The sequence below is a fragment of the Elstera sp. genome, from assembly GCF_044372965.1.
Lineage (GTDB): Bacteria > Pseudomonadota > Alphaproteobacteria > Elsterales > Elsteraceae > Elstera.
The window spans coordinates 1-24,092 of sequence record NZ_JBILQX010000039.1 but is presented as its reverse complement, the minus strand read 5'-3'; the positions used below and the strand labels follow the sequence as shown (position 1 = coordinate 24,092).

24 protein-coding genes are annotated in these 24,092 nt (G+C 60.0%); 13 read left to right on the top strand and 11 right to left on the bottom strand.

The genetic code is table 11. The annotated features are described in order from the left end of the window. Window positions 1-1,893 (top strand): NADP-dependent malic enzyme (locus ACIQ36_RS07440; protein WP_395827649.1); only part of this gene is annotated, 1,893 nt, incomplete at its 5' end. A 45-nt stretch (window positions 1,894-1,938) separates the two neighbouring features. On the opposite strand, the gene ACIQ36_RS07435 is transcribed toward ACIQ36_RS07440, so the two are convergent. Beyond that, entirely contained in the window at window positions 1,939-2,220 is a 282-nt protein-coding gene (locus ACIQ36_RS07435) for a hypothetical protein (RefSeq protein WP_395827646.1), read from the bottom strand. A 98-nt stretch (window positions 2,221-2,318) separates the two neighbouring features. Then, entirely contained in the window at window positions 2,319-2,711 is a 393-nt protein-coding gene (locus ACIQ36_RS07430) for a hypothetical protein (RefSeq protein WP_395827643.1), read from the bottom strand. Window positions 2,712-3,027: 316 nt separating this feature from the next. On the opposite strand from ACIQ36_RS07430, the gene rpsD reads away from it, so the two are divergent. After that, window positions 3,028-3,642, top strand: coding sequence for a 30S ribosomal protein S4 (rpsD, locus tag ACIQ36_RS07425; protein WP_395827640.1), 615 nt, complete (start codon window positions 3,028-3,030; stop codon window positions 3,640-3,642). 57 nt (window positions 3,643-3,699) lie between these two features. Here rpsD and ACIQ36_RS07420 read toward each other — a convergent pair whose 3' ends face one another. The 4 genes from ACIQ36_RS07420 to rpsU all read right to left on the bottom strand — a co-directional run bounded on the left by ACIQ36_RS07420 (window position 3,700) and on the right by rpsU (window position 6,762). Then, complete coding sequence (locus ACIQ36_RS07420) at window positions 3,700-4,461, bottom strand: substrate-binding periplasmic protein (RefSeq protein WP_395827637.1); 762 nt, start codon at window positions 4,459-4,461, stop codon at window positions 3,700-3,702. Window positions 4,462-4,828: 367 nt separating this feature from the next. Next, on the bottom strand, window positions 4,829-5,734 hold the full coding sequence (rarD, locus tag ACIQ36_RS07415; RefSeq protein ID WP_395827634.1) for an EamA family transporter RarD: 906 nt from the start codon (window positions 5,732-5,734) through the stop codon (window positions 4,829-4,831). 103 nt (window positions 5,735-5,837) lie between these two features. Then, window positions 5,838-6,431, bottom strand: a complete 594-nt coding sequence (locus tag ACIQ36_RS07410; protein ID WP_395827631.1) for a malonic semialdehyde reductase — start codon at window positions 6,429-6,431, stop codon at window positions 5,838-5,840. A gap of 127 nt (window positions 6,432-6,558) precedes the next feature. Continuing rightward, window positions 6,559-6,762, bottom strand: coding sequence for a 30S ribosomal protein S21 (rpsU, locus tag ACIQ36_RS07405; RefSeq protein WP_094407664.1), 204 nt, complete (start codon window positions 6,760-6,762; stop codon window positions 6,559-6,561). 174 nt (window positions 6,763-6,936) lie between these two features. On the opposite strand from rpsU, the gene ACIQ36_RS07400 reads away from it, so the two are divergent. From ACIQ36_RS07400 to ACIQ36_RS07390, 3 genes are read left to right on the top strand one after another with little or no spacing between them, the layout of a single operon-like run. Beyond that, window positions 6,937-7,506, top strand: a complete 570-nt coding sequence (locus ACIQ36_RS07400; protein WP_395827628.1) for a peptide deformylase — start codon at window positions 6,937-6,939, stop codon at window positions 7,504-7,506. Next, on the top strand, window positions 7,503-8,147 hold the full coding sequence (locus ACIQ36_RS07395; protein ID WP_395827625.1) for a COQ9 family protein: 645 nt from the start codon (window positions 7,503-7,505) through the stop codon (window positions 8,145-8,147). The genes ACIQ36_RS07400 and ACIQ36_RS07395 overlap by 4 nt, the downstream gene beginning before the upstream one ends. Window positions 8,148-8,157: 10 nt before the next feature. Continuing rightward, window positions 8,158-10,539, top strand: a complete 2,382-nt coding sequence (locus ACIQ36_RS07390) for an ATP-binding protein (protein ID WP_395827621.1) — start codon at window positions 8,158-8,160, stop codon at window positions 10,537-10,539. Here ACIQ36_RS07390 and ACIQ36_RS07385 read toward each other — a convergent pair. The 3 genes from ACIQ36_RS07385 to ACIQ36_RS07375 all read right to left on the bottom strand — a co-directional run bounded on the left by ACIQ36_RS07385 (window position 10,526) and on the right by ACIQ36_RS07375 (window position 12,423). Then, on the bottom strand, window positions 10,526-11,614 hold the full coding sequence (locus ACIQ36_RS07385) for a 5-(carboxyamino)imidazole ribonucleotide synthase (RefSeq protein WP_395827618.1): 1,089 nt from the start codon (window positions 11,612-11,614) through the stop codon (window positions 10,526-10,528). The genes ACIQ36_RS07390 and ACIQ36_RS07385 overlap by 14 nt on opposite strands. Continuing rightward, the gene (gene purE / locus ACIQ36_RS07380; protein ID WP_395827615.1) at window positions 11,611-12,132 is read right to left on the bottom strand and encodes a 5-(carboxyamino)imidazole ribonucleotide mutase; all 522 of its coding nucleotides are present in this window, start codon (window positions 12,130-12,132) and stop codon (window positions 11,611-11,613) included. Before purE ends, ACIQ36_RS07385 begins: the two co-directional genes overlap by 4 nt. An 81-nt stretch (window positions 12,133-12,213) precedes the next feature. Beyond that, window positions 12,214-12,423, bottom strand: a complete 210-nt coding sequence (locus ACIQ36_RS07375) for a YdcH family protein (protein ID WP_395827612.1) — start codon at window positions 12,421-12,423, stop codon at window positions 12,214-12,216. Between the two features lie 217 nt (window positions 12,424-12,640). Between ACIQ36_RS07375 and ACIQ36_RS07370 the strand changes: the two genes are divergently transcribed. The 6 genes from ACIQ36_RS07370 (at window position 12,641) to ACIQ36_RS07345 (ending at window position 18,840) form a co-directional block, all read left to right on the top strand. Next, a complete protein-coding gene (locus tag ACIQ36_RS07370) occupies window positions 12,641-12,802 on the top strand; it encodes a YdcH family protein (RefSeq protein ID WP_395827609.1) in 162 nt (53 codons plus the stop codon). A 403-nt stretch (window positions 12,803-13,205) separates the two neighbouring features. Then, window positions 13,206-14,786 (top strand): ABC transporter substrate-binding protein, encoded by a 1,581-nt coding sequence (locus ACIQ36_RS07365; protein ID WP_395827606.1) that lies wholly within the window; start codon window positions 13,206-13,208, stop codon window positions 14,784-14,786. 74 nt (window positions 14,787-14,860) lie between these two features. After that, window positions 14,861-15,844, top strand: coding sequence for an ABC transporter permease (locus ACIQ36_RS07360; RefSeq protein ID WP_395827603.1), 984 nt, complete (start codon window positions 14,861-14,863; stop codon window positions 15,842-15,844). A 12-nt stretch (window positions 15,845-15,856) separates the two neighbouring features. Next, window positions 15,857-16,810, top strand: coding sequence for an ABC transporter permease (locus tag ACIQ36_RS07355; protein WP_395827600.1), 954 nt, complete (start codon window positions 15,857-15,859; stop codon window positions 16,808-16,810). 3 nt (window positions 16,811-16,813) lie between these two features. Beyond that, window positions 16,814-17,821: an ABC transporter ATP-binding protein gene (locus ACIQ36_RS07350; RefSeq protein WP_395827597.1), complete on the top strand. Its 1,008-nt coding sequence runs from the start codon at window positions 16,814-16,816 to the stop codon at window positions 17,819-17,821. After that, window positions 17,818-18,840, top strand: coding sequence for an ABC transporter ATP-binding protein (locus ACIQ36_RS07345; protein WP_395827595.1), 1,023 nt, complete (start codon window positions 17,818-17,820; stop codon window positions 18,838-18,840). Before ACIQ36_RS07350 ends, ACIQ36_RS07345 begins: the two co-directional genes overlap by 4 nt. A 10-nt stretch (window positions 18,841-18,850) precedes the next feature. On the opposite strand, the gene ACIQ36_RS07340 is transcribed toward ACIQ36_RS07345, so the two are convergent. Then, window positions 18,851-18,979, bottom strand: a complete 129-nt coding sequence (locus tag ACIQ36_RS07340) for a hypothetical protein (RefSeq protein WP_395827592.1) — start codon at window positions 18,977-18,979, stop codon at window positions 18,851-18,853. Between the two features lie 273 nt (window positions 18,980-19,252). Here ACIQ36_RS07340 and ACIQ36_RS07335 point away from each other — a divergent pair, with 273 nt between their 5' ends. Continuing rightward, complete coding sequence (locus ACIQ36_RS07335; RefSeq protein WP_395827589.1) at window positions 19,253-20,962, top strand: methyl-accepting chemotaxis protein; 1,710 nt, start codon at window positions 19,253-19,255, stop codon at window positions 20,960-20,962. Between the two features lie 37 nt (window positions 20,963-20,999). Here the strand turns inward: ACIQ36_RS07335 and ACIQ36_RS07330 are convergent, their stop codons facing one another. Beyond that, complete coding sequence (locus ACIQ36_RS07330; RefSeq protein ID WP_395827586.1) at window positions 21,000-22,616, bottom strand: acyl-CoA synthetase; 1,617 nt, start codon at window positions 22,614-22,616, stop codon at window positions 21,000-21,002. Window positions 22,617-22,781: 165 nt separating this feature from the next. Between ACIQ36_RS07330 and ACIQ36_RS07325 the strand changes: the two genes are divergently transcribed. After that, window positions 22,782-24,092 (top strand): AMP-binding protein (locus tag ACIQ36_RS07325; protein WP_395827583.1); only part of this gene is annotated, 1,311 nt, incomplete at its 3' end.

Sequence of the window (24,092 nt, the reverse complement as noted above, 5' to 3'; positions counted from 1 at the left end):
ACCTTCGGCGGCATCAACCTCGAAGATTTCAAAGCGCCCGAATGTTTTGAGATCGAATCGCGCCTGCGCGCCCGGATGAAGATTCCGGTGTTCCACGACGATCAGCATGGCACCGCCATTATCGTCGGCGCGGCCATTCTCAACGGTCTGCGCGTCGTTGGCAAAGAGCTGAAGGATGTGAAGCTCGTCACTTCCGGCGCGGGGGCGGCGGCGCTCGCCTGCCTCGATCTGCTGGTCGATATGGGCTTGCCGCTGGAGAATATCACCGTCACCGATCTGGCGGGCGTGGTCTATAAGGGCCGCGTCGAGTTGATGGACCCGCGCAAGGAGCGCTATGCGCGCGACACCAATGCGCGCGGGCTGGCCGATGCCATCGTTGGCGCCGATATCTTCTTAGGCCTCTCCGCGCCGCGCGTGCTGAAGCCCGATATGGTGATGTCGATGGGCGAGCGCCCCATCATCATGGCGCTGGCAAACCCGACGCCGGAAATTATGCCCGACGAGGTGAAGGCAATCCGCCCCGATGCCATCGTCGCCACGGGCCGGTCGGACTATCCCAATCAGGTGAACAACGTCCTCTGCTTCCCCTTCATCTTCCGGGGCGCGTTGGACGTGGGGGCAACGGTGATCAACGAGGCGATGAAGATCGCCTGCGTGAAGGCGATTGCCGATCTTGCGATGGCCGAAGCCTCGGAGATCGTCGCCAATGCCTATACCGATGAAGATTTGAAGTTCGGCCCGGAATATCTCATTCCGAAGCCCTTCGATCCGCGGCTAATCGTCGAAATCGCCCCCGCCGTGGCCAAGGCCGCGATGGATAGCGGCGTTGCCACGCGCCCGATTGAGGATTTCGACGCTTACCGCGACCATCTCAGCCAATTCGTTTATCGCTCCGGTCAACTCGCCCGCCCGATCTTCGATGCCGCCAAGCGCGACCCGCGCCGGGTGGTGTTCGCCGAAGGGGAAGAGGAGCGCGTGTTGCGCGCGGTTCAACAGGCGCTCGATGAAAAGCTCTGCCTTCCTATCCTGGTGGGGCGTCCCGATGTTATCGAAAGCCGGGTTGCGCGCCTTGGGTTGCGCTTGAAGCTCGGGGAGAATGTCCAGGTTTGTAACCCCAACTCCGACCCGCGTTACAATGAATATTCAGCGCTCTATCATAGCCTGATGGCGCGGCGCGGCGTGTCGCCCGACAATGCCCGCCAGATCGTGCGCACGCGCAATACGGTGATCGCGGCGCTGATGCTGCGGCGGGGCGAGGCGGATGCGATGATCTGCGGCACCATTGGCCGCTATCACCGCCACCTCAACCATATCGCCGAAGTGATCGGGCGGGCACGGGGCGTTTCCAGCTTCTATGCCTTGAACGCGCTGATTCTGCCGAAGGGCACCTATTTCGTCTGCGACACCCATGTGCAGCGCGACCCTTCGGCGGCGCAGCTCGCGGAAATGACCATTCTTGCGACCGACGTGGTGCGCCGCTTCGGCCTGCCGCCGAAAGTGGCGCTGCTGTCCCACTCCAACTTCGGTGGGTCGGACGCGCCTTCGGCGGTGAAGATGCACGAGGCGCTGGACCTCATCGTCGAACGCTTCCCCGATATGGAAGTGGAAGGCGAAATGCACGCCGATAGCGCCTTGAACGAGGAAATCCGCAATCGGATTTTCCCCGGCTCGCGGTTGAAGGGGGCGGCTAATCTGCTGATTATGCCGGGCCTTGATGCGGCGAATATCTCCTTCAATCTGCTGAAATCCACGTCCGACGGTCTTTCCATCGGCCCGATGCTGCTGGGCGCGGCGAAACCCGCGCATATTCTGACGCCGTCGGTCACAGTGCGCGGGATTTTGAACATGATCGCAACGGCGGTGGTTCACGCGCAGCAACTCGAAAGCCGCTAACACATCGCGCGTGGTTTACGGGCTTTCCCGAGCCCGTAAACCACGCTAGCGAATGGTTTCGGCAAGTCCGTATTTATCGACCAATGTAAAAAATACGGGCGATTTTTTGTATTCACGTAAGGCGGCGTTGAATTTCTCAAGAAACTCAGCGCCGCCTTTTGTGTTTTTTCCGATAATCAGATGGTTCGTTTTTTCGGTAAATATTTTATCCGAAGCCGCGAGTTTGTCCCACACGCCGGATTGCAGGGCGACATCCTGTAAGGTGAAGGTATCGGTAATAATAAAGTCGGCGCGTCCGGCGGCAAGGATGCGCGCGCAGCTCGCCATGTCGGATGGCTCTTCAATTTTTATGTCTCCCCTTAGTAACGGTTCGCGAATTTCATCATAAATAACGTATCCACGCGGGTTGCAGAAAGTTTTTCCTTTCAGGCTGTCGACATTTTTATAGATAAATGCGTGTTCTTCTTATTGAAGAAGATAATTGATTTTAACGTAAATAGCGACTCAGAAAAAAGCATCACTTTGGCGCGGTCGAGGCTGGGAGCATAGGGGAAGGTTGCCATTGCCTCCCCGGCTTCGGTCAATTCGAAACCGCGTTTCCAGGGCAGGAAGCGTAAGGTGAGCGATAGCCCCATATCCTTGAGAACATCGCGGATCATCTCGGAGGCAAATCCGCCGTGCGGCAGCCTCTGGTCGGTGTAGGGCACATAGTCGTTGCCGGTAATCAACTCGATTGCCGCACCGCTCTTGACCGGAAGAAGGACCAGGGCCGCGCCGAGTAGGATACGGCGATAGAGGCGTTGCAGGGGGGCAGACATGGGCTACTCCTGTCACTCGAAACGCTCCGAGCCTAGAAGAGACTATTGAAATAAAATGCACGACCGCGCTTTAAAAACCTTTAACATCAAGCGATTCGCTCAAAAAAACGGCATTCAACAGTATGGTATGCGACGGAAATCGAAAGACTAGCGGTGGTTAGCACGCTTTCGGGCGGTTTCGCTTGACGCTGCGGGTGGGGAAGGGTAAGAAGCCGCCTCTTCCGCGAGAAATGCCCGGCAGGGTGTTTCTAGCTCCCATAGCTTTATGGGGGTCAGCACGCGAAGGCTCGGTAATTTTTATTCTGTGAGAGCAGCTATGTCGAAGCGTATCCAAGCGAAATACAAGATTAATCGCCGTCTGGGCGTCAACCTCTGGGGCCGCGCCAAGTCGCCGCTGAATAAGCGCGAATACGGCCCCGGCCAGCATGGTCAGCGTCGTCGCAAGCCGACCGACTACGGCACCCAGCTTCAGGCGAAGCAAAAGCTGAAGGGCTATTACGGCAATATCGGCGAGCGCGCGTTCCGCAAGCTCTACCAGGAAGCCGTGCGCCGTAAAGGCGATTCGGGCGAAAACCTGATCGGTCTGCTGGAGCGCCGTTTGGATGCGGTCGTCTACCGCTTGAAGTTCGCCGTGACCCCCTTCGCCGCCCGTCAGTTGGTAAGCCATGGTCACGTGAAGGTGAACGGCAAGCGCGTCAATATCGCCTCCTATCAGATCAGCGATAACGATGTCATCGAATTGACGGCGAAGGCCAAGCAAATGGCCGTGGTCATGGAAGCCCAGGCTTCGGGTGAACGCGACGTGCCGGATTATTACGATTACGATCAAGCCAACGCCAAGGGCAAGTTCCTGCGCGCGCCGAAGCTGGCCGATGTGCCGTATCCGGTGCAAATGGAACCGAACCTCGTGGTCGAATTCTACTCGCGTTAATCGCGCGTTTCGTCGGCAAGAGTTTAGGGGGCGGTCTTCGGACCGCCCCCTTTTTATTTATCTTACCGCGCCATCGAGCCCGTGCTTTTTGGTGAGATCAACATAGGCTGGCGACTCGCGGTAAGCAGCAAGGCCGTCGTTGAACTTCTTTAAGAACTCGGCACCGCCTGGTGCCTTTTTGCCGACGATCAGAAAATTGGCGCTCTCGCGGAAGGGCTTTTCTGCCCAGGTCAACTTATCCGTAACGCCCAGGGCCTCGGTGATAGTACGCATCACCGGCAGGGACGAAATGATGAAGTCGGCGCGGCCTAGCTCCAAGAACTTCACGCAGGTCTGCATATCTCCCGGCTCTTGCAGGCGCAATGTTTTGGCCTCAAGGCCAGCTTTGATCATTGGGTAAATCACGTACCCTGCGGGATTGCAGATCGTTTTACCCTTCAAACTCTCTTCACCCGTAAACGGGACGGGATTGGTCTTTACCGAGAAAATGCGACTGATATCGATATACAGCGGCTCAGAGAAGAGCATAACCGCTTCACGATCCGGATTCTTAACATAGGGGAACGTGGCGAGAGCTTCGCCCGAACCGGTAATCTCATAGCCGCGTTTCCAGGGCAGGAAACGGATATTTGCCTCCGTCCCAATTTTTTTAATCACCTCACGGACAAGGTCCGTTGCAAAGCCACCATTCGGGAGTTTTTCGTCGGCGTAAGGGGCGAAATCATTGCCAGTCACGATGTCCAGCGTGGCGGCTTGCGCAGGCATCGCAAGCCCGTAAGCGAGCGCGAGCGCTATAAAGGAAAGGCCCTTGGTATTCATTGTTCACGGCTCCCAAATCTTTGAAGGCACCCATACCTGTTGTAATGGTGGCTGAAAGAGATGAAACTTGCTTTAAAATTGAGTGCAAAAAAGATTGGCACGACGATTATTACCGAAAGATTCGGGAAATTTTAGAAATTTTGAATGTAATACAATAAAATTTGATATTTCTAAAATGTTTGAATAGATTTCAAGCGCAATACTATTGTATTTTTCTCTGTTCAATTTCCAAATATTGGCATCATCTCATTACCCGTGTAGGGTTTTGCCCTGAGTTTTGATGTAAGACATAAGCTCGTTGGACGTATGGAGCTTCAACAGATTGGAGCCAGTAAACCCATTGGGGCCGGTCGCGGCGAACAGGGCGCTAAGCTGCGGCCGTTACGCGGGCTTTGCGGACCAACTCGCTGGTATAGAGGGCAAGGCTTACCCAGATGCAGCCGAATGCGATAGCGTGGCCTTGGGTGAAGGTCTCACCATACAGCGTAATGCCTAACAAGAACTGGCCCGAGGGGGAGATATATTGGAAGATCCCCACGGTGGCATAAGGCAGGCGGCGCGTGGCGGCGACAAAGGCCGCGAGCGGCACGATGGTGACAATGGAGGTGCCGATCAGCAGCGCCGAGAGGCCCGCCGACGGGAAGATTACGCCAATCCCAGCAGCATCGGTGAACCCGCGCCACGTGAGCCAGGCGAGGCAGGGGGTAAACACGAGCGCCGTTTCGAAAAATAGCCCCACCATCGGATCGACCGGCGTGATTTTTCGCACCAACCCGTAAAGCCCGAAGCTGATCGCCAGAGTTAGAGCAATCCAGGGGAAATGCCCCCCGCCTAAGACCAGCCCGACGACACCGGCGGCGGCGATGGCAACCGCGATGCCCTGGCGGGGGGTTAGCCGCTCTTTTAGCACCAGCATGCCGAGAACAGTGTTCACCAGCGGGTTGATGAAGTAGCCAAGACTCGATTCCAGCACATGGCCGCTGCTAATCGCCCACAGCCAAACGCCCCAGTTGGTGCCGATCAACAGCCCGGAGATCACCAACCGCCCTATGAGTTTCGGTTGACGGGCGGTTGCCAGAACTTGCTTCAGGCGACCGCTGACGAGAACGATGATCGCCAGCGCCAACAGCGTCCACACAATCCGATGCGCCAGCATATCCGGCGTCGGGATACTGCCGAGCAGGCGGAAATAGAGCGGTGCCAACCCCCAACAGCCGAAGGCGAGAAGCGCATAGAGATAGCCTGCGGTGGGCGGCGCGGCGGTGGGGGACATAGGGCACCTAATACAGCGTTAAGTGATGACCCTAGCAGAGCCCTTTCCAAAAGTTTCCTGCGAAACCTGCGGGGCTGCCTCGGCGTTTCCCGCAAGGGTTCCGCTACAGAATCTGTGCCACCTGATCGAAGTCAAAGCGCCCTGCGCGCGGGCGCACCTTGCTGGCATCCGCATACCCAAGGGCGCAGATGAAGCTGATCTTATAGGGGGTGTCGGCAAAGAAGGCGGCATTGATGCCCTCGGCGTCAAAGCCACCCATCGGCCCGCAGTCGAGCCCTAGCGCCCGGGCAGCGAGGATGAAATAGCCGCCCTGAAGCGCCGAATTACGCAAAGCCGTATCCGAAATGCCGCGCTCGTCGGCGGGATCGAACCAGCTTTTCGCGCCGGTGCCGGGGGCGAGCAGGTCGAAATGCTCGTAGAACGCCAAATCCATCGCCAGCAGGGCGGTAACGGGGGCGGCTTCCACCGAGGCGCGGTTGCCGCGCGACACGAGATCCAGCAGCGTGGCTTTCGGCTCCGGGCTGCGCACGAAGACGAGGCGCAAGGGGCAGCAGTTGGAGGAGGTCGGGCCCCATTTGGTCAGGTCATAGACCGCGCGCAGCGTGTCATCGCTCACGGGCCGATCCGTCCAGGCGCGGTGGGTGCGGGCTTCGGTGAACAGCGCGGCTAAGGCGCTTGCGGCAAGAGGCTCGGACATAGAAGCTCCTTTTCACGAAATGTTCTTGTTGAAACTCCAAAAACGACAAAACCGCCCAAGAGAAACTCTGGGGCGGTTACCATGCCGTTCCATCGCCCCCGAAGCAGGGGCTGGGAAAAAGCTGGGCTTAGAAGCCTTCGCGCTCCAGCCGCTTACGCAGCAGCTTGCGATAACGGCGAACCGCTTCAGCCTGCTCACGCGCCTTACGTTCCGAGGGCTTCTCGAAATTACGACGCAACTTCATTTCACGGAAAATCCCTTCACGCTGCATTTTCTTCTTCAGCGCGCGCAGGGCTTGATCGACATTATTGTCGCGGACGATCACATGCACGGTTTAACTCACGCCCCTTTAAACTTGATCGATGGAACCGATGGATAAGAGGGCGTCCGGGTACCATATGTACGCGGGTTTGGAAAGAGAGATTCGTACACGGCTCAAAATCCTCCCCCTTCGTTAGGTTTACGGAAACCCCTCTGGCTGCAATAATAGGGCATGAAAATTCGATTGCCCATTCCTGAATCCGATGCGGCCCTGCCCATTGTCACGGCCGGTCATCCGGCGCTGCGCAAAACTGCCGAATTGGTGCCCGATCCAACCGATCCTGCGATTGCGCGGCTCGGGCGGATTCTCGTGAACAGCCTTTATGAAGTCGGCGGCGTGGGGCTTGCGGCCCCGCAGGTCGGCATTGGGCTGCGCGTTGTGCTCTTCTCCGTTCCCGCCCGTCGCCTGACCGGGGCCCCCGACGATGTGGAGCAAGGCCCGATGGTGCTGGTCAATCCACTTATCACACCCATCGGCACCGAAACCGAGGAAGATTGGGAAGGGTGCCTGTCGCTCCCCGGTCTCACCGGGCGCGTCCTACGCCCGCGGCGCATTCGCTATCAAGGGATTACCCCGGAAGGCTTGGCGATTGATCGAACGGTTGGGGGCTTTCATGCGCGGGTGGTTCAGCACGAGTGCGATCATTTGGATGGAACGCTTTACCCGCAGCGCATGCCCGATATGAGCACGCTGATGTACGCCGACCATCGACTGAACCTCACGGCACTTTTAGCGGAAAGGACGACGTCATGAGCCTCGATATCCTGCGCGCGCAGCTCTTACCGGCGATCCTCGACGAGGTGCCGTTTGAAGGCTGGACCCCGAAGGCGCTCACCCACGCCGCCCGCGCTTGCGGTTTGACCGAGGTTGATCTCTTGCGCGCTTTTCCCGGCGGCGCGGTCGATGTGATTGCCTATTGGAATGCCTGTCTCGACACCGAGGCGGCGGCGGTCGTTGCGGCGGCAGCGGGCCTCAAGGTACGCGAGAAGATCACCCTGGGGGTGCGCACCCGCCTTAGCCTTGCCGCGTCCCATAAGGAGGCTGTGCGGCGCGGGCTTGGCCTGCTGGCCCTGCCGGGCCATGCGCGGCTTGCCGCCCGGCTCCTCGCGAACAGCATGAGCGCACTTTGGTATGCGGCGGGCGACCGGGCGACCGACTTCAATTATTACACCAAGCGCGGTTTGCTGGCGGGCGTTTACCTCGCAATCTTGCTGCATTGGCTCGACGATGCGTCGGAGGATCATGCCGCAACCTGGGCGTTTCTCGATAAACGCATTGCCGATGCGATGCGCCTGCCGAGCGTTCTGACGCCGGCGCGCGACCGGGTGAAGCGCGCGCTAGAGGGGCTAAGCCCCCCCTTCCGTCGCCCGCGCCCGTCGCCTAGCGCGGCTTGATCCATCGCCCGTGCCGCCGCCGAACGACCCCGCCGCTTTCTCGAAAACCGATCCCATCCGTCGGTTGTTCGAGGAGATTATGGAAATCGTGCCGATCAATATTTTCGTGCGCGATGCCGCGGGGCGCTTTCTCTATGTCAATTCCGAAACCGCCCGGTTCATCGGCCGAACGCCGAGCGAGATGGTGGGGCATACGGTTTTCGACCTCTACCCGGCGGAGGTGGCCCAACGCTTTCACGAGGGCGATCAGCGTGCCCTCGCGGGGGAGGAGGTCCGGACCGAAGATTGGACGGTACCCGACCTTAACGATACGCCCTGGCAGTATCTTCTGCGCAAGCGCGTGGTGGACATCGACGGCGAGCGGGTCGTCATCGGGGCGTCGGTGGATATTACCGACCGGCTGCTGGCGATGCAAAAATTGGCGGAGAGCGAAGCGCGCTTCCGCCATCTCATCGAAGGCTCGTTGCAGGGGATATTGATCATCTCCGGGCGGCGCGCCCGTTTCGTCAATCAAGCTTTCGTGCAGATTTTTGGGTTTGTCTCGGCGGAAGCGGTGTTGGATTTCCCAGAGTTGCTCGGCGTCTTTGGTGACACGGCGGAGCGGGAGATTCTGAGCATCTGGGCGCGCATGGTGGCAGGAGAAACCGAGGTCATCGTCTATCGCCTCCCCGCCCGGCGGCAAGATGGGCAGGGTATCTGGCTCGATGTCTTCGCCCGCGCGATCCGCTGGGACGGGCGCGAGGCGATGCAAGTGACTTTGATCGACGTGACCCAGCGCACGCGCGCCGAAGAGGCGCTGGAAGCCTCCCGGCGGGCGCTGGAGGCCTCGCGCGCGCAAGCCGAGGATGCCAATCGCGCCAAAAGCCAGTTTCTGGCGGTCATGAGCCACGAATTGCGCACCCCCCTTACGGGGGTTCTCGGCATGGTCGATCTGCTGCTCGATACCGCGCTCGACGACGAGCAGCATGGCTATGCCGTCACGCTGCGCTCCTCGGCCCAAACCCTCTTGACCCTGTTGAACGATATTCTCGACCTCTCCAAAATCGAAGCCGGGGGGTTGGTTTTGGAGGAAATCGATTTTAGCCTTCCCGAGTTGATCGACGATGTGGCGTCATTGTTCCGGGGGCGGGCGGTGGAGGCGCAGACGCTGCTGGTAACGGAGATCGCCCCGCAGGTTCCGCCTCTGGTGCGCGGCGACCCGACGCGGCTGCGCCAGATCCTGCTGAATCTGATCGGCAATGCGGTCAAATTCACCCAGCACGGCCGCGTGACGATCCGGGTCGCCTGCGCCGAGCCGGGCGACTTAGCCGGGCTAGCGCTTCGGTTTGAGGTTCAAGATACGGGGATTGGGATTGCGCCGGAGCAGCAGGCGCGGCTGTTTCAGCCCTTCGTTCAGGCCGATGCATCGACGACCCGCAAATATGGCGGCACGGGGCTTGGCCTTGCCATCTGCCGCCGTCTGGCAGAGGCTATGGGCGGGGCGATTGGGGTCGACTCCACTCTTGGGAATGGGGCGACCTTCTGGGTGAGCGTGCCGATGCAGTTGGGCGTGGCCGTACCGGCGCGCGCGGCATCGTTGACCGAGGCAAAAGCCCTTACCGTCGGGCGTCTGCTCGTTGCCGAGGATAATGAGGTTACGCGCACGTTGCTGCGCTTGATGCTCTCGCGCCACGGGCACGCCGTTATGACGGTTGAAAATGGCCGGGAGGCGGTTGCCGCCGTGCGCGATCACGGCCCCTTCGACCTTGGCATCTTCGATATGCAAATGCCCCAGATGGATGGCATGGCGGCGGCGCGCGCCATCCGGGCGTTACCGGGCGTTCGTGGGCGGATGCCCTTGATTGCCCTCACCGCCGATGTGTTGCCCGAAAGCCGCGGCGGGTTTCTGGATGCGGGGATCGACGCAATCCTTCCCAAGCCGGTCGATTGGGCGGAGTTAACGCAGGTGATGGCCCAGCTCATGCCCGGTCAGCCCACTGCCATCGCATTGGCCCCGCCTGCCCCCGCCGCCGATGTGGCTTTGCTGGATCCCATCGTGGCGGTTCGGCTGGAAATAAGTTTGGGGGCGATGGGGGTGGCGGCGCTTTGGGCGGGGTTTCCGGCGAGCGCGCAAGAGGCGCTGTCCCGGCTCAGTCGGGCGGCCCGCTCGGGCGATTGGAACCACTGGCGGCAGACTCTGGCGGCCCTGCTCGCGCTGGCCGAACGGCTTGGGGCCGCCAAGTTGGCGGCATTGGCGCGGGCGGCGCTGTCCGGGGCGGTCGAGACGCAAGGGCACGGGGCCGCACAGCGGGTAATCGACGCGCTGCGCGCCGTGGTGACGGCGACGGTGGTTGCAAGTCGCGCCGTGGTGACGGCAACGGTGGCGGCGGTCGTGCCGCCTAAAGCGCCGTAACCGGCCCGAGCAGCCGCGTGACGTGCCCCATCTTGCGACCGGGCCGGGCCTCGGCCTTGCCGTAGAGGTGCAGTTTAGCGCGGGGGTCTTTCAGAATTTCCGGCCATGCACTGACCTGGTCGCCGATCAGATTCTGCATTACGCAATCGGCTAAGCGTTCGGTAGAGCCAAGCGGAAGCCCGCAGACGGCGCGCACCAACTGCTCGAACTGGCTGGTAACGCAGGCGTCGAGCGTCCAATGGCCGGAATTATGCGGGCGCGGGGCCAGTTCATTGACCAGCAGCGTACCATCGGCCCCCACGAAGAGTTCCACACAGAGAATGCCGACCAGATCGATGGCTTCGGCGATCTTGCGGGCAAGGTCTTGCGCCTGGGCTTGCGCCTCGGGCGACAGCGGCGCGGGGACGATGGTTTCGGCGAGAATATGATTCTCATGGCGGTTCTGCACCGGCACAAAGCAACTCATGCCGCCATCCAGCCCGCGCGCGACGATCACCGAGGCCTCATAGGCGAAATCGACGAATTTTTCGACGATACCAACCGAAGCCCCCATCTGCCGCCAGGCGGTGGCGATATCGCTTTCCTCGACGATCTTCGCCTGGCCCTTGCCGTCATAGCCCATGCGGCTGGATTTCAGCACGCACGGGCGGCCCACTTCGGCGACCACTTCCGCGAGGCGCGCAAACGCCGAAACGCCGCGATAGCGTGTTGTGGGTACACCGATGCGGGCAAGAAAATCCTTCTCGTTCAGCCGGTCTTGAGTGATGCGCAGTACGCGCGGATTGGGGCGCACCGGCAGCAGTTCGGCAAGGAAGCTCACCGGCTCCACCGGGATATTCTCGAACTCATAGGTCACAACGGCGCAATCGGCGGCGAAACGCGCGAGGGCGTCGCGGTCCTCATAGGCGGCGGTCGTCGTCTGCGTCGCCACTTGGGCGGCGGGCGGATCGATTTCCGGCGCGTAGACATGGGTGCGATAGCCTAGGCTGGCGGCGGCTTGAGCGATCATCCGCCCCAACTGCCCGCCGCCTAAAATGCCAATCGTGCTTCCCGGCGCAAGAACGGTGGCGCTCATCGGCTCGTCTTCTGCCAATAGGGGTCTTCTTCCTCTTCCGGCGTTTCGGCGACGGTCGCGGTTTGGCGGGCGCGCCAAGCGTCCAGCCGTTCGGTCAAGGCGGTGTCGCTCAAGCCCAGCACCGAGGCGGCCAGAAGCGCGGCATTGATCGCGCCGGGCTTGCCGATGGCGAGCGTGCCGACGGGAATCCCGCCCGGCATCTGCACAATCGACAGCAGTGAATCCATCCCCTTCAGCGCGTGGCTTTCGACGGGAACGCCGAACACCGGAAGGCTGGTTAGCGCCGCCACCATGCCCGGCAGATGCGCCGCCCCGCCGGCCCCGGCGATAATCACCTTCAGGCCGCGTTCGCGCGCGCTTTTGGCGTAGGCATAGAGCCGGTCGGGGGTGCGATGGGCCGAAACGATGCGGGTTTCGACCACCACATCAAGGGCTTTCAGGGTTTCGGCGGCATGGCGCAGGGTGGACCAGTCGCTTTGACTGCCCATGATAATGCCGACCGTCGGCGTGCTGCTCATTGAAGGATCATCCATAGAAAAAAGGAAACCGCAGTATAAGCGGATCAGGCTGATGGGAAAAGCGCGCCGGGCTCGGGCCGCTTACGCGATGATATCCGGCAAAAGGGCGCTCTCAAGCTGATGGATCTGATCTTTCAGCACCAGCTTGCGCTTCTTCAAGCGTTGAATCTGCAGAAGATCCGCGCCGCCATCGGGCCGCTCAATCAAGCGGGCGATCACTTCGTCCAGGTCACGATGTTCCACCCGCAATTCTTCGAGTTTGCGGCTTAACTGCTCAATATCGTCAATCATGATGCCAATCAGGTCACACCCCAGGGGCCGACAGAGCGTGTTTATACCATGAAAGCACGGAGCCGCGCACCCCTTCGGTTAAGAAAAGACGGGAAGCGCAAATTGGCGAGTCTTCCTGCTGGTTCTCGCCACAATTCGCGCTTAGGCTTTTTCCTGGCTTTAAGAAAAGCCAAGCGGGGCGATACGCGCGCCGCTGTTACCGACGAGGGAGACGCCAATGGCATCTATGGAACGGGTTAAGTCGTTGCAGGCCAAGCATGCGCAACTAGAGTCCCAACTGGACCGGGAGCGAACCCGCCCCGATCCCGACCTCGTCACCGTTCAGCACCTTAAACGCGAAAAATTACGAATTAAGGACGAAATTGCGCGCATGGCGTGACGATTGATCTTTAACGCTCCATGAGGGCCTATCGCCACCCGCCGATCAGAACGATCGGCGGGTTTTGTTATGAAAAGTCGCGGGCGCTGCACGGGCGGCCGTCCTGTCGACGGCACCGACGAACTGTCAGAACCCCTTGCTGCGCCGCAATAAATGGCGAATCAAGCTGGAAGCAATCGCAATAGGGGCGATTTCGGTTATATTTTTTCATATTCAGGGCTAAAGCGTACATTAAATTACCAAAGCCCGTGAATCGACCCGTTGTTTTTGCACAGTTTTTTTTTGGAATAAATTTTTAGAAATGTGTTGATTGAATGGCAGGTATTCCATTCTTATGTGTCTAGGAGACGCATCGGCTGGGCGGCAGATGCGGTTTGACTTTCATTTTTTGGGGAAAACGACGATGAAGACGTTCGCTTTGGCGGCAGCCCTACTGGCGGGGACGGCCCTTGCCCTTCCGGCATCGGCGGTTCAGTTCAAGATGGCTCGCGGTCAAGATGCCACCACACTCGACCCGCACGCCCAAAACTCGGGCCAGAATTTCAATCTGCTGCACCAAATTTACGAGCCTTTGGTCCATCGCGATAACGACGCGAAGCTGACCCCGGCGCTGGCGACGGCGTGGAAGATCACGGCCGATCCGTCCGTGTGGGAATTCAAGCTGCGCCCCGGTGTGAAGTTCCACAATGGCAACGCCTTCACGGCGGACGATGTGGTCTTCTCGCTAACCCGCGCGCTCGGCGACAAGTCCCAGATGAAGGGCTTGCTGACCAGCATCGAGTCGGCAACGAAGGTCGATGATCTCACGGTCACCGTGAAGACGAAGGGTCCGAACCCGCTGCTCGTCAACGATCTGACCAATCTGTTCATTGTGGACAAGGAATGGGCGGAAGCGAACAATGTGGTCAATTCCCAGGACTTTAACGCCAAGGAAGAGACCTTCGCCGTCCGCAATACCAACGGTACCGGCCCGTTTGTTCTGAAGATCCGCGAACCCGATGTGCGCACCGTTATGACCGCCAACCCCAATTATTGGGGCAAAGGCCAGTTCCCGCTGAAGGTAACGGAAGTCACCTATTCGGTGATCGCCGCCGCGCCGACCCGCGTTGCAGCGCTGCTTTCGGGCGAAGTTGATTTCATTCAAGACGTGCCGGTGCAAGATATCGCCCGCATTGCCGGAACGAGTGGGCTGCGCGTCAACTCGGGCCCTGAAAACCGCTCGATCTTCTTCAGCCTGAACGTCGGCGATCCCGATCTGAAGTTCGATACGGTCACTGGCAAGAACCCGCTGGCCGATCTGCGCGTGCGCCAAGCCGTTGATTTTGCCATCAACCGCGCCGCGATCCAGAAGGTCGTGATGTCCGATCAGTCCACCCTGTCCGGCACGCTGCTGCCGCCGGGGGCCGATGGCTACACGAAGGAACTGGATGCCGTCACGCCCTATGACCTGAACAAGGCCAAAGCGCTGATGAAGGAAGCCGGTTACGAAACCGGCTTCGGCATTACGATGCACTGCCCGAACAACCGCTACGTCAATGACGAAAAGATCTGCCAGGCCGTTGTCGGCATGCTGGGCCAGATCGGCATTAAGGTAACGCTGGAAGCCCGCCCGATGGCCCAGCATTCGCCGCAAATCATTGAAGGCGCGATCGACTTCTACCTGCTGGGTTGGGGCGTGCCCACGTTCGATGGCGAATACGTGCTGAAGTTCCTGTACCACAGCCGCGAAGGCAAGGGTGCTTACGGTAGCTACAACCCGAAGTATTCCAACCCGGAACTCGATGGGATGATCAAGGCGCTCGCCACCGAGACGGATAAGGCCAAGCGCGATGCGACCATGGCCAAGGCGTTGAAGATTGCCAAGGACTCGCTGGTCCATATTCCGGTTCACAACCAGAATATCGCTTGGGCAATGAAGGCTGCCTACAATATTCCGGTGCAAACCGAAAACACCTTCTACATCAAATACGTTGATGTAAAGTAACGCGCGCTCGTTTGAACGCGCGGTGTTCCGGGGGGCCAATGGCCCCCCGGTCTCATTAGATACTAGAGGTGTTGATGCTTGCCTTCGTGCTTCGTCGGCTATTCCAGGCGGTTCTCGTCATGCTTGTCGTGGCGCTCGTCTCCTTTTCGTTGTTCCGCTTCGTTGGCGATCCGATTTCCGTGATGGCTGGCCAGGAGGCAACGCAGGAGGACCGGGAGCGTATGCGCCAAGAACTTGGCCTAGATCAGCCGTTCCCCGTGCAATTTGCCGCCTACGTCGGGCGCATCGTGCAGGGCGAATTTGGAATTTCCTATCGTGTTGGCCGTCCGGTGCTCGATCTGATCATCGAACGCCTGCCCGCAACGCTAGAATTGGCGTTCTGTGCCGCGATTTTCGCCCTGGTCTTCGGGGTCGGTTTCGGGGTGTTCACGGCGTTGCGCCGAACCCGTTTTTCCGCCAAAGCGATTATGACCTTCTCGCTGGTTGGCGTGTCGTTACCGACTTTTCTCATCGGCATTGGGCTGATTTACCTCTTTTCGGTCGAACTCAAGTGGTTGCCCTCCTTCGGGCGCGGCCAAGTAACCGATCTTGGGTTCTGGACGACTGGGTTTTTGACCGTTTCCGGTCTCAAGTCGATGGTTCTGCCGGCGATTACGCTCGGTCTGTTTCAGATGACGTTGATCATGCGCCTCGTGCGCTCCGAAATGCTGGAAGTGCTGCGAACCGACTATATCAAGTTCGCCCGCGCCCGTGGCCTGTCGGATCGGGCGGTGCATTTCGGCCATGCGCTGAAGAATACGTTGATCCCGGTCATCACCATCATGGGTATTAAGCTGGGATCGCTGGTGGCTTTTGCCATTATCACCGAAACTGTCTTCCAGTGGCCGGGGGTGGGTTTCTTGTTCATCTCTTCGGTTCAATCGGTCGATATTCCGTTGATGGCGACCTACTTGCTGTTCGTGGCCCTCTTCTTCGTCACGATCAATCTGATCGTTGATATGCTTTATTTCATCGTGGACCCGCGCCTAAAGTCTGGCGCGGCCCTCGCCCGTCATTAAGGGTTCGACGCTATGCGCGATACGCCAACCGCCTTGCCCACGGTCAGCCTGCGGCAGAAGCTCTTTAAGATTTGGGACTCGGACGTCGCCTATTCCTTCCGCCAATCGCCGGTAACGATGGTGGCGGCGTTTGTGGTGCTGATGATTTTCATTGGCGCTGTCTTCGCCCCGCTATTGGCGACGCAGAATCCGTTCGATCCGGCCGGTTTGAATCTGATGGATGGCAAGACGGCCCCGATGGCCGTCAACGAGTTCACGCAGAATAGCTATCTGCTCGGAACCGACGATCAGGGCCGCGATATCCTCTCCACCATTCTTTACGGGTCGCGCGCGTCATTGTTCGTCGGGTTTGCCGCCGTTGGTCTTGCCATGCTCATCGGCGTAACGCTGGGGCTGATTGCGGGCTACCGAGGCGGCATTATTGACAGCATCATTATGCGCATTGCCGACATTCAGCTTACCTTCCCGTCGATTCTGGTAGCCATGCTCATCTTTGGGGTTTTCCGAGGGGTGCTGCCGGTGCAAAGCCATGCCGCCCTTGCCGTGCCGGTACTGATCCTCGCCATCGGGTTTTCCGAATGGCCCCAGTATGCGCGCACGGTGCGCGGGGTGACGATGGTGGAGCGGAATAAGGAATATGTGCAAGCCGCGCGCGTGATCGGGCTGGCCCCGCTGACGATTATGGTCCGGCACGTGTTACCGAACGTTTTAGGGCCGGTCTTGGTCATCGGCACCCTCGGACTGGCCTTGGCGATTATTGCCGAAGCAACCCTATCCTACCTTGGTGTCGGTGCGCCGCCGACTCAACCGTCGTTGGGCACGCTGATCCGCGTCGGCCAGGAATATATCGCCTCGGGGGAATGGTGGATTCTGTTCTTCCCCTCGCTCACGCTGCTGGCCTTGGCCCTGTCGGTAAATCTGCTCGGCGATTGGCTGCGCGACGCCCTCAATCCGAAACTGAGATAAGCCATGACCGAAACCCCTGAAGCGCTGCTTGAGGTGCGCGATCTGGTGGTGGAATTCCCCACCCGGCGCGGCATTCTGCGCGCGGTCGATCAAATTTCTTTCAGCATCAAACCCGGCGAAGTGCTGGGGCTGGTGGGCGAATCCGGCGCAGGCAAATCGCTCACCGGTACCGCGCTGATCGGTCTGCTGGAGCCACCGGGCCGGATCGCCAGCGGCACGGTTCGCTTGAAGGGCCAGCAGATCAATGGCTTGCCGCCGGAAGAGCTGCGGAAGATTCGCGGGCGGCGCATCGGCATGGTGTTCCAAGACCCGCTAACCTCGCTGAACCCGCTCTACCGCGTCGGCGAGCAGTTGATCGAGACGATCCGCACGCATCTCCCGCTTTCGGAAGCTGAGGCCCGCCAGCGCGCTATTGACCTGCTGGTCGAGGTTGGGATTCCGGCAGCAGAACGGCGGCTGGACAGTTACCCGCATGAGTTTTCGGGCGGAATGCGCCAGCGCGTGGTCATCGCCCTAGCGCTGGCCGCCGAACCCGAGTTGGTGATTGCCGACGAGCCGACCACGGCGCTCGACGTCTCGGTGCAGGCGCAAATCATCGCGGTGCTCAAGCGCCTGTGCCGGGAGAAGAACACCGCCGTTATTCTCGTCACGCACGATATGGGCGTGATCGCGGAAACGGCGGACCGGGTAGCGGTGATGTATGCGGGCCGCATTGTCGAAATCGGCCCCGTGCGCGAGGTGATCAAATCGCCCCGTCATCCCTATACGAAAGGCTTGATGGGCTCGATCCCTGATCCCGAGGCGGAAGCCGAGCGCCTGACGCAGATTCCCGGCTCGATGCCGCGCCTGGCCCATATTCCCAAGGGCTGCGCCTTCAACCCGCGCTGCGCTTTTGTAACCGACCAGTGCCGAGCGGAACGCCCGCCGGTGCGCGCGGTGGGGAATGGCAGCGTTGCCTGTTTTCTCGATGAAACTCAATTGACTGCGTTAGCCTCGGAGGCGAGCCGATGACTGCCGTTGCATTCCAAGCAGACGCCGCGCCGCTGCTCAACGTCGAAGGGCTACGGTGCGTGTTCGACGTATCGAAACCCTGGCTGAACCGGGTGCTGGAAGGCTCGCCGAAACAATCGCTTCAAGCGGTGGATAACGTCAGCTTCTCCATCCCCAAGGGCGAAACTTTCGCGCTGGTGGGCGAATCGGGGTCGGGGAAATCCACCATCGCCAAAATGATCGTCGGCCTGCTGCGCCCGACGGAGGGCGAAATCCGCTTCGATGGCACCGATATTACGAAAGTCGGTAACGCCGCAGAAATGCGGCGGTTGCGGCGGCGCTTCCAGATGATTTTTCAAGATCCCTACGCCAGCCTAAACCCCCGCATGCGCGTCGATACGATCATTGCCGAGCCGATGCGCGCCTTCGGGCTGCACGCCGATGAGGGAGCGATTGCCGCGCGGGTTGCCGAGTTGTTGCGTCTTGTTCGGCTTGATCCTGCCGATGGGGTAAAGTTTCCCCATGAGTTTTCGGGTGGGCAGCGCCAGCGGATCGCGATTGCCCGGGCGCTGGCCGGCAACCCCGAGTTCTTAGTGTGTGACGAGCCAACCTCGGCGCTCGATGTGTCGGTCCAGGCACAGATTCTGAACCTGATGAAGGATTTGCAGGCAGAATTCGGCCTAACCTATCTGCTCATTTCCCATAATCTGGCGGTCGTGCGGCACATGGCGACGCGGGTAGGGGTGCTCTACTTGGGGCGGTTGGTCGAAGTCGCGCCCTCGCGCCAACTGTTCACCGCGCCCCGCCATCCCTACACGCGGATGCTGCTGGATGCCGTGCCGGACCTTGCCATGAGCGGGCGGCAGCGCTTGCCGGTGCAAGGCGAAATCCCCAATCCGATCACGCCGCCGTCCGGGTGCTTCTATCATCCTCGGTGCCCGCTGGCGAACGACCGGTGCAAGCAGGAACGCCCCCCCCTCGTCGCTAGCGCGGAGGGGCTCGTGGCCTGCCATGCAGTCGCAGAAGGCAGGGTTGGCTAACCCTCGCCTGCTAAAGAACCTTCGCCGGGTCGCGCAGCAGGAACCTCTGCACGGTGCCGGTGGAGGTTTTCGGCCCTTTGAAGCTCGCCAGATGCACCCCGGCAAGGGGTGATACTCTCGGCTTCCGGGACGTGGGCATTGGCTTTCCGGGTGATGACGGTACGGGAGGGCTCGTCCCATTTTTTTATGAGACCGGGCCGGGACGAAATTGCGCAAATGGCGTGATTCTCGCTCTTTAACGCGCAAAAAAGGTCAATCGCCACCCGCTGATTCCCCCGATCGGCGGTTTTTTTTAATGAGCCCCGCCCTGATTAAAAAGCAGGCGATTGGTATGAATTTGCGCGAAATTTAACCAAACATTAATAGCGGACTTTTAGCTTACAGTAACTATGTTGGTGGTTTGAGGCAAAAAATGAAAATTCGTAATAAAGTTCTGGCTATGGTTGCCGCAAATGCGTTGATGGTTTTCTCAATCGTTAGTGCTTCTGTTTGGATGTTGCAATACCAAACAAAAGAACTTTATCGAGTAAACCAGATGAATGTTGAGCCGGTGCCCAATATTATGTTGCTTGTCGAAGTAATTAAAATAATTGAAAATAATATATTGGCTCACTCTTTGCATTTTCACGACATCTCGGCGAGAAGGGATCCCGAAGCTTTCGAATTGGCTAAAGAAAATACGCAAGAATTTGAAAAAAATATGCGAAAAGCCATTGCAATCGCAGGGCAACTCGATTTTCCGAGTATCGTTTCAAGCCTGGATACTGTCAATGCTGCTTTTCCCGCATACGACGATCTTGGGAAACAGATGGCGAATGCTTATCTGACCGAAGGAACGGAAGGTGGCAACCGCTTTATGCTGAAGTTTGACGGGGTTGCTGAAAACCTCTCTGGGGAAGTAGCCAAGCTGACCAAGAGCGTCCACGATGTTGCTGAACAATCAACACAGCGCCTATCGACCGATATTCTCTATCTTATTGCAGAAGGGGATCGGCTACAGACACTTGTATTGGTCGCGGGTCTCTTGGCTCTAGCGGGTAGTTTTGCCCTGGCGCTAGGATTCCTCGCCTGGGTTACGCGGCCGCTGACGCGGGTGGAACTGGCGATGCACCAGTTGGCGCGCGGCGACCTTGATACGCCACTGCCGCAGCATCACAAGCGCGACGAAGTGGGCACCATGGTCGAGGCGCTCGGTATCTTCCGCAAAGCAGAACAGGAACGCCGGGCGCTAACCCAGGCGCAGCAAGAGCAAGAGATCGCTGCGGCAGCGGAGCGCAAAATCCTGCGTGAAACCCTAGCGCAGAAGTTTCAAAATACGGTCGGCACGCTCATTCGCCAGCAGACTCAAGCTGCCCAGGCGCTGCGGATCAGCGCGCAGACCATGGCGACGGCGAGCAAACAGACCGTCGATCAAACGATTGTGATGGCGGCTTTGGCCGACGATACCGCCGACAATGTGAAGACCATCGCGGCGGCGACTGAAGAGCTCGCGGCTTCGGTTGGCGAGATCGGCCATCAGGTTGACCGCGCTACCGATATCAACACGCGGGCGCGCAACCAGACCGAAACGGCGGATGCCGAGGTTCGCCAATTGACTGATGCTGCGGCGCAAATCGGTGATGTGGTGAGTTTAATCCAATCGATTGCCGGACAAACCAATCTTCTGGCGTTGAATGCGACCATTGAAGCGGCGCGCGCGGGCGATGCTGGGAAGGGCTTTGCAGTTGTTGCGTCCGAGGTCAAAAATCTCGCCAATCAAACCGCCGGGGCCACTCAGGATATTATTGCCCGGATTTCCGACATGCGCGCGTCGGTCGAGGCGTCGGCGGAGGCATTGAACCAGGTGTCGGGAACCGTTGGCGATAGCCATGCTATCAGCGGCTCCATTGCCAGCGCCGTTACCCAGCAGGGGATGACGGCCCAAGAGATCGCCCGCCATGCGCAGGAGGCGTTTCGGCGAACGGCGACGGTGAGCGCTACCGTGGACGATATCCATCAGGTTGCCACGAAAACCGGCGACGCGGCGAACGACGTTCTGGCAGCATCGACGGCGCTTGCCGAACAATCCACCCGGCTGGACCGGGAAGTGGAAGGTTTCGTGCAGACCGTTCTTGCGGTTTAAGAAAAAGGGGCTTCGGTGCTCCCGAAGCCCCGCCCGATTACAGTGTTTTCGCCTGATCGCGCAGTAAGAACTTCTGCACTTTGCCGGTGGAGGTTTTCGGCAAGGGGCCAAAGACAATCGTTTTCGGAACCTTGAAGCTCGCGAGGTGGGCGCGGCAGTGGGCGATAATTTCGGCCTCGGTGGCTTGGTCGCCGTCTTTCAAGGTGATGAAGGCACAGGGGGTTTCGCCCCATTTTTCATCGGGCCGGGCAACGACGGCGGCTTCCAGAACGGCCGGATGGGCGTAGAGCACGCTCTCCACTTCAATCGTCGAGATATTCTCGCCGCCTGAGATGATGATGTCCTTCGAACGGTCCTTCAGGGCGATATAGCCGTCTGCGTCCAGCACCGCGAGGTCGCCGGTATGAAACCAGCCGCCTGCGAAAGCTTTCTCGGTCGCCTCGGGGTTCTTGAGATAGCCGAGCATGGTGATATTGCCGCGAATGAACACCTCGCCCAGGGTTTTCCCGTCGGCGGGCACGGGCTCCAGCGTGTCGGGATCGGCGACCATCAGCCCGGCTTGCAACTGGTAGCGCACGCCTTGGCGGGCTTTGAGGTGGGCGCGCTCTTCGACGGGCAGATCGTCCCACTCCGTCTTCCAAGCGCAATAGACGACGGGGCCATAGACTTCGGTGAGGCCATAGACGTGGGTGATGGAAAAGCCTTGCGCTTCCATCGCTTGAATCACGGCAGCGGGCGGCGGGGCGGCGGCTGTCATGAGTTCCACCTTATGGGGCAGCGGGCGGCGCTCCTCCGGTTTCGCGTGGATCAGCATATTCATAACGATGGGCGCGCCGCACAGGTGCGTCACGCCATAGTCGGCGATGGCGCTGTACATGGCGGTCGCCTCCACCCGGCGCAGGCAGACGTGCGTGCCCGCCTGCAAGGTGATCGTCCAGGGAAAGCACCAGCCGTTGCAGTGGAACATCGGCAGGGTCCAGAGATAGACCGGGTGCCGGGGCATCGACCAGACGACGGCATTATTCACCGCGTTCAAGTAAGCGCCGCGATGGTGATAGACGACGCCCTTCGGGTCGCCCGTGGTGCCGGAGGTATAGTTGAGCGCCATCGGCGACCATTCGTCTTCAATGGCGGGCACGGCGAAAGCAGGATCCCCCCCCGCGACCCACGCGTCGAACTCAATGTCGCCGAGGCGCGGGCCGGGGGCGTGGGCCAGCGGATCGAGCACGTCGATCACCGACGGCGGCGTGTCCAACTGGGCAAGCGCGGCCCCCGCCAGCGCGCTGAAATCGCTATCGACGATCAGCAGTTTTGCGTCGCCGTGGCGGAGTTGGAAGGCGATAGTGGCGGCATCGAGGCGCGTATTGAGCGTGTTCAGCACCGCGCCCAGCATCGGCACGGCGTAATGCAACAGCACCATCGGCGGCGTATTCGGCAGAATCGCCGAGACTGTATCCCCCGCTTTAATGCCCCGCGCCGCCAGTTGTGATGCTAATTGTCGGACCAATGCGCGGATTTCCGCATAAGTCCAGCGCTGTTGCCCGTGAATAATCGCGGTGACGCTTGGGTAGGTCGCCGCCGTCCAATCAAGAAAATCTACCGGCGTCAGGGCTGCCCCATTGGCCGCACTACGCATCAAACCGTTAAGCACCATTCTTCCTCTCCCCCTTTTTTTGCCCCCTGCTGCGAAGTGTCGCGCGGCATCCCCTCCGCTTGTGACCCATCTGGGGCTATGATTAATGCAGATCGAACCATAATGCGGTGCAGGAAGACAGAAAATTATCTAGTCGGGCACCAAAGGTCGCAAGGGGAGGACATCATGGGTTATCAGGATCATTACGACCGCGCGTGGGCGGACCCGGAAGGCTTCTGGGGGGAAGCGGCGCAAGCTGCCGATTGGTTCAGCCCCTGGACGAGCGTGCTGGATCGGGAGGCGAGCCCCGGCGGGCGCTGGTTCACGGGGGCCACCACTAATGTGTGCCACAACGCCCTCGACCGGCACGTTGCCGCCGGGCGGGGCGATCAGGTGGCGCTGATTTATGATTCCGCCATGACCGGCACCGTAGAGCGCTTCACCTATGCCGCGCTGACCGAGCAGGTGGCAAAGCTGGCCGGGGCGCTCGCAGCGCTGGGCGTTGGCAAGGGCGACCGGGTGCTGGTCTATATGCCGATGATCCCGGAAGCCGCGATGGCGATGCTCGCCTGCGCGCGGTTGGGGGCGGTGCATTCGGTGGTGTTCGGCGGGTTCGCCGCGACCGAACTCAAAACCCGCATCGAAGACGCGAAACCGAAGGTCATCCTCTCCGCCTCCTGCGGGCTGGAGCCGGGGCGGGTCATCGCCTATAAGCCGCTGCTCGATGCGGCGTTGGCCATGTCCGTTCACAAACCGTCGCGCTGCGTGATCGTGCAACGCCCACAACTCGAAGCGGCGCTCGATCCGGCGCGGGATGATGATTGGGCCACCGTCGTCGCTGCCGCAGCCGCGGTTCCCTGCGTTCCGGTTGAGGCCACCGATCCGCTCTATATTCTCTATACTTCCGGCACGACCGGCGTTCCCAAGGGGGTGGTGCGCGATTCGGGCGGCTATATGGTGGCGCTGCTGTGGAGCTTGAAGAATCTCTACGGCCTAGCGCCGGGCGAGGTGATGTTCACCGCCTCCGATGTCGGCTGGGTCGTTGGGCATTCCTATATCGTTTATGGCCCGCTGCTCTATGGGGCGACGACGGTTCTTTACGAAGGCAAGCCCGTGGGCACGCCCGATGCGGGAGCCTTCTGGCGGATCATTCAGCAGCACGACGTGAAGATTCTCTTCACTGCGCCGACCGCCTTCCGGGCGATCAAGCGCGACGATCCGACCGGGGCGTTGATGGCCGACTATGATCTGTCGGGCTTCCGCGCGCTGTTTCTGGCGGGCGAACGGTGCGACCCCGATACGCTGCATTGGGCGCAGGACCGGGTGAAGGTGCCCGTCGTCGATCATTGGTGGCAGACCGAAACCGGCTGGCCGGTGGCGGCGAATTGCTTAGGCCTGGAAGCGCTGCCGATCAAATCCGGCTCCCCCACCAAAGCCGTTCCTGGTTGGAAGGTGGAGGTTCTGAACGCCGAGGGCCAGCCGATTGCCCCCGGCGAG

Bases quoted from the DNA above. Each gene is read 5' to 3' on its own strand.
- ACIQ36_RS07435 (WP_395827646.1), bottom strand. From the start codon at position 2,220: ATGGCGAGCTGCGCGCGCATCCTTGCCGCCGGACGCGCCGACTTTATT.
- ACIQ36_RS07430 (WP_395827643.1), bottom strand. From the start codon at position 2,711: ATGTCTGCCCCCCTGCAACGCCTCTATCGCCGTATCCTACTCGGCGCG.
- rpsD (WP_395827640.1), top strand. From the start codon at position 3,028: ATGTCGAAGCGTATCCAAGCGAAATACAAGATTAATCGCCGTCTGGGC.
- ACIQ36_RS07420 (WP_395827637.1), bottom strand. From the start codon at position 4,461: ATGAATACCAAGGGCCTTTCCTTTATAGCGCTCGCGCTCGCTTACGGG.
- rarD (WP_395827634.1), bottom strand. From the start codon at position 5,734: ATGTCCCCCACCGCCGCGCCGCCCACCGCAGGCTATCTCTATGCGCTT.
- ACIQ36_RS07410 (WP_395827631.1), bottom strand. From the start codon at position 6,431: ATGTCCGAGCCTCTTGCCGCAAGCGCCTTAGCCGCGCTGTTCACCGAA.
- ACIQ36_RS07395 (WP_395827625.1), top strand. From the start codon at position 7,503: ATGAGCCTCGATATCCTGCGCGCGCAGCTCTTACCGGCGATCCTCGAC.
- ACIQ36_RS07385 (WP_395827618.1), bottom strand. From the start codon at position 11,614: ATGAGCGCCACCGTTCTTGCGCCGGGAAGCACGATTGGCATTTTAGGC.
- purE (WP_395827615.1), bottom strand. From the start codon at position 12,132: ATGAGCAGCACGCCGACGGTCGGCATTATCATGGGCAGTCAAAGCGAC.
- ACIQ36_RS07375 (WP_395827612.1), bottom strand. From the start codon at position 12,423: ATGATTGACGATATTGAGCAGTTAAGCCGCAAACTCGAAGAATTGCGG.
- ACIQ36_RS07370 (WP_395827609.1), top strand. From the start codon at position 12,641: ATGGCATCTATGGAACGGGTTAAGTCGTTGCAGGCCAAGCATGCGCAA.
- ACIQ36_RS07365 (WP_395827606.1), top strand. From the start codon at position 13,206: ATGAAGACGTTCGCTTTGGCGGCAGCCCTACTGGCGGGGACGGCCCTT.
- ACIQ36_RS07360 (WP_395827603.1), top strand. From the start codon at position 14,861: ATGCTTGCCTTCGTGCTTCGTCGGCTATTCCAGGCGGTTCTCGTCATG.
- ACIQ36_RS07355 (WP_395827600.1), top strand. From the start codon at position 15,857: ATGCGCGATACGCCAACCGCCTTGCCCACGGTCAGCCTGCGGCAGAAG.
- ACIQ36_RS07350 (WP_395827597.1), top strand. From the start codon at position 16,814: ATGACCGAAACCCCTGAAGCGCTGCTTGAGGTGCGCGATCTGGTGGTG.
- ACIQ36_RS07345 (WP_395827595.1), top strand. From the start codon at position 17,818: ATGACTGCCGTTGCATTCCAAGCAGACGCCGCGCCGCTGCTCAACGTC.
- ACIQ36_RS07340 (WP_395827592.1), bottom strand. From the start codon at position 18,979: ATGCCCACGTCCCGGAAGCCGAGAGTATCACCCCTTGCCGGGGTGCAT.
- ACIQ36_RS07335 (WP_395827589.1), top strand. From the start codon at position 19,253: ATGAAAATTCGTAATAAAGTTCTGGCTATGGTTGCCGCAAATGCGTTG.
- ACIQ36_RS07330 (WP_395827586.1), bottom strand. From the start codon at position 22,616: ATGGTGCTTAACGGTTTGATGCGTAGTGCGGCCAATGGGGCAGCCCTG.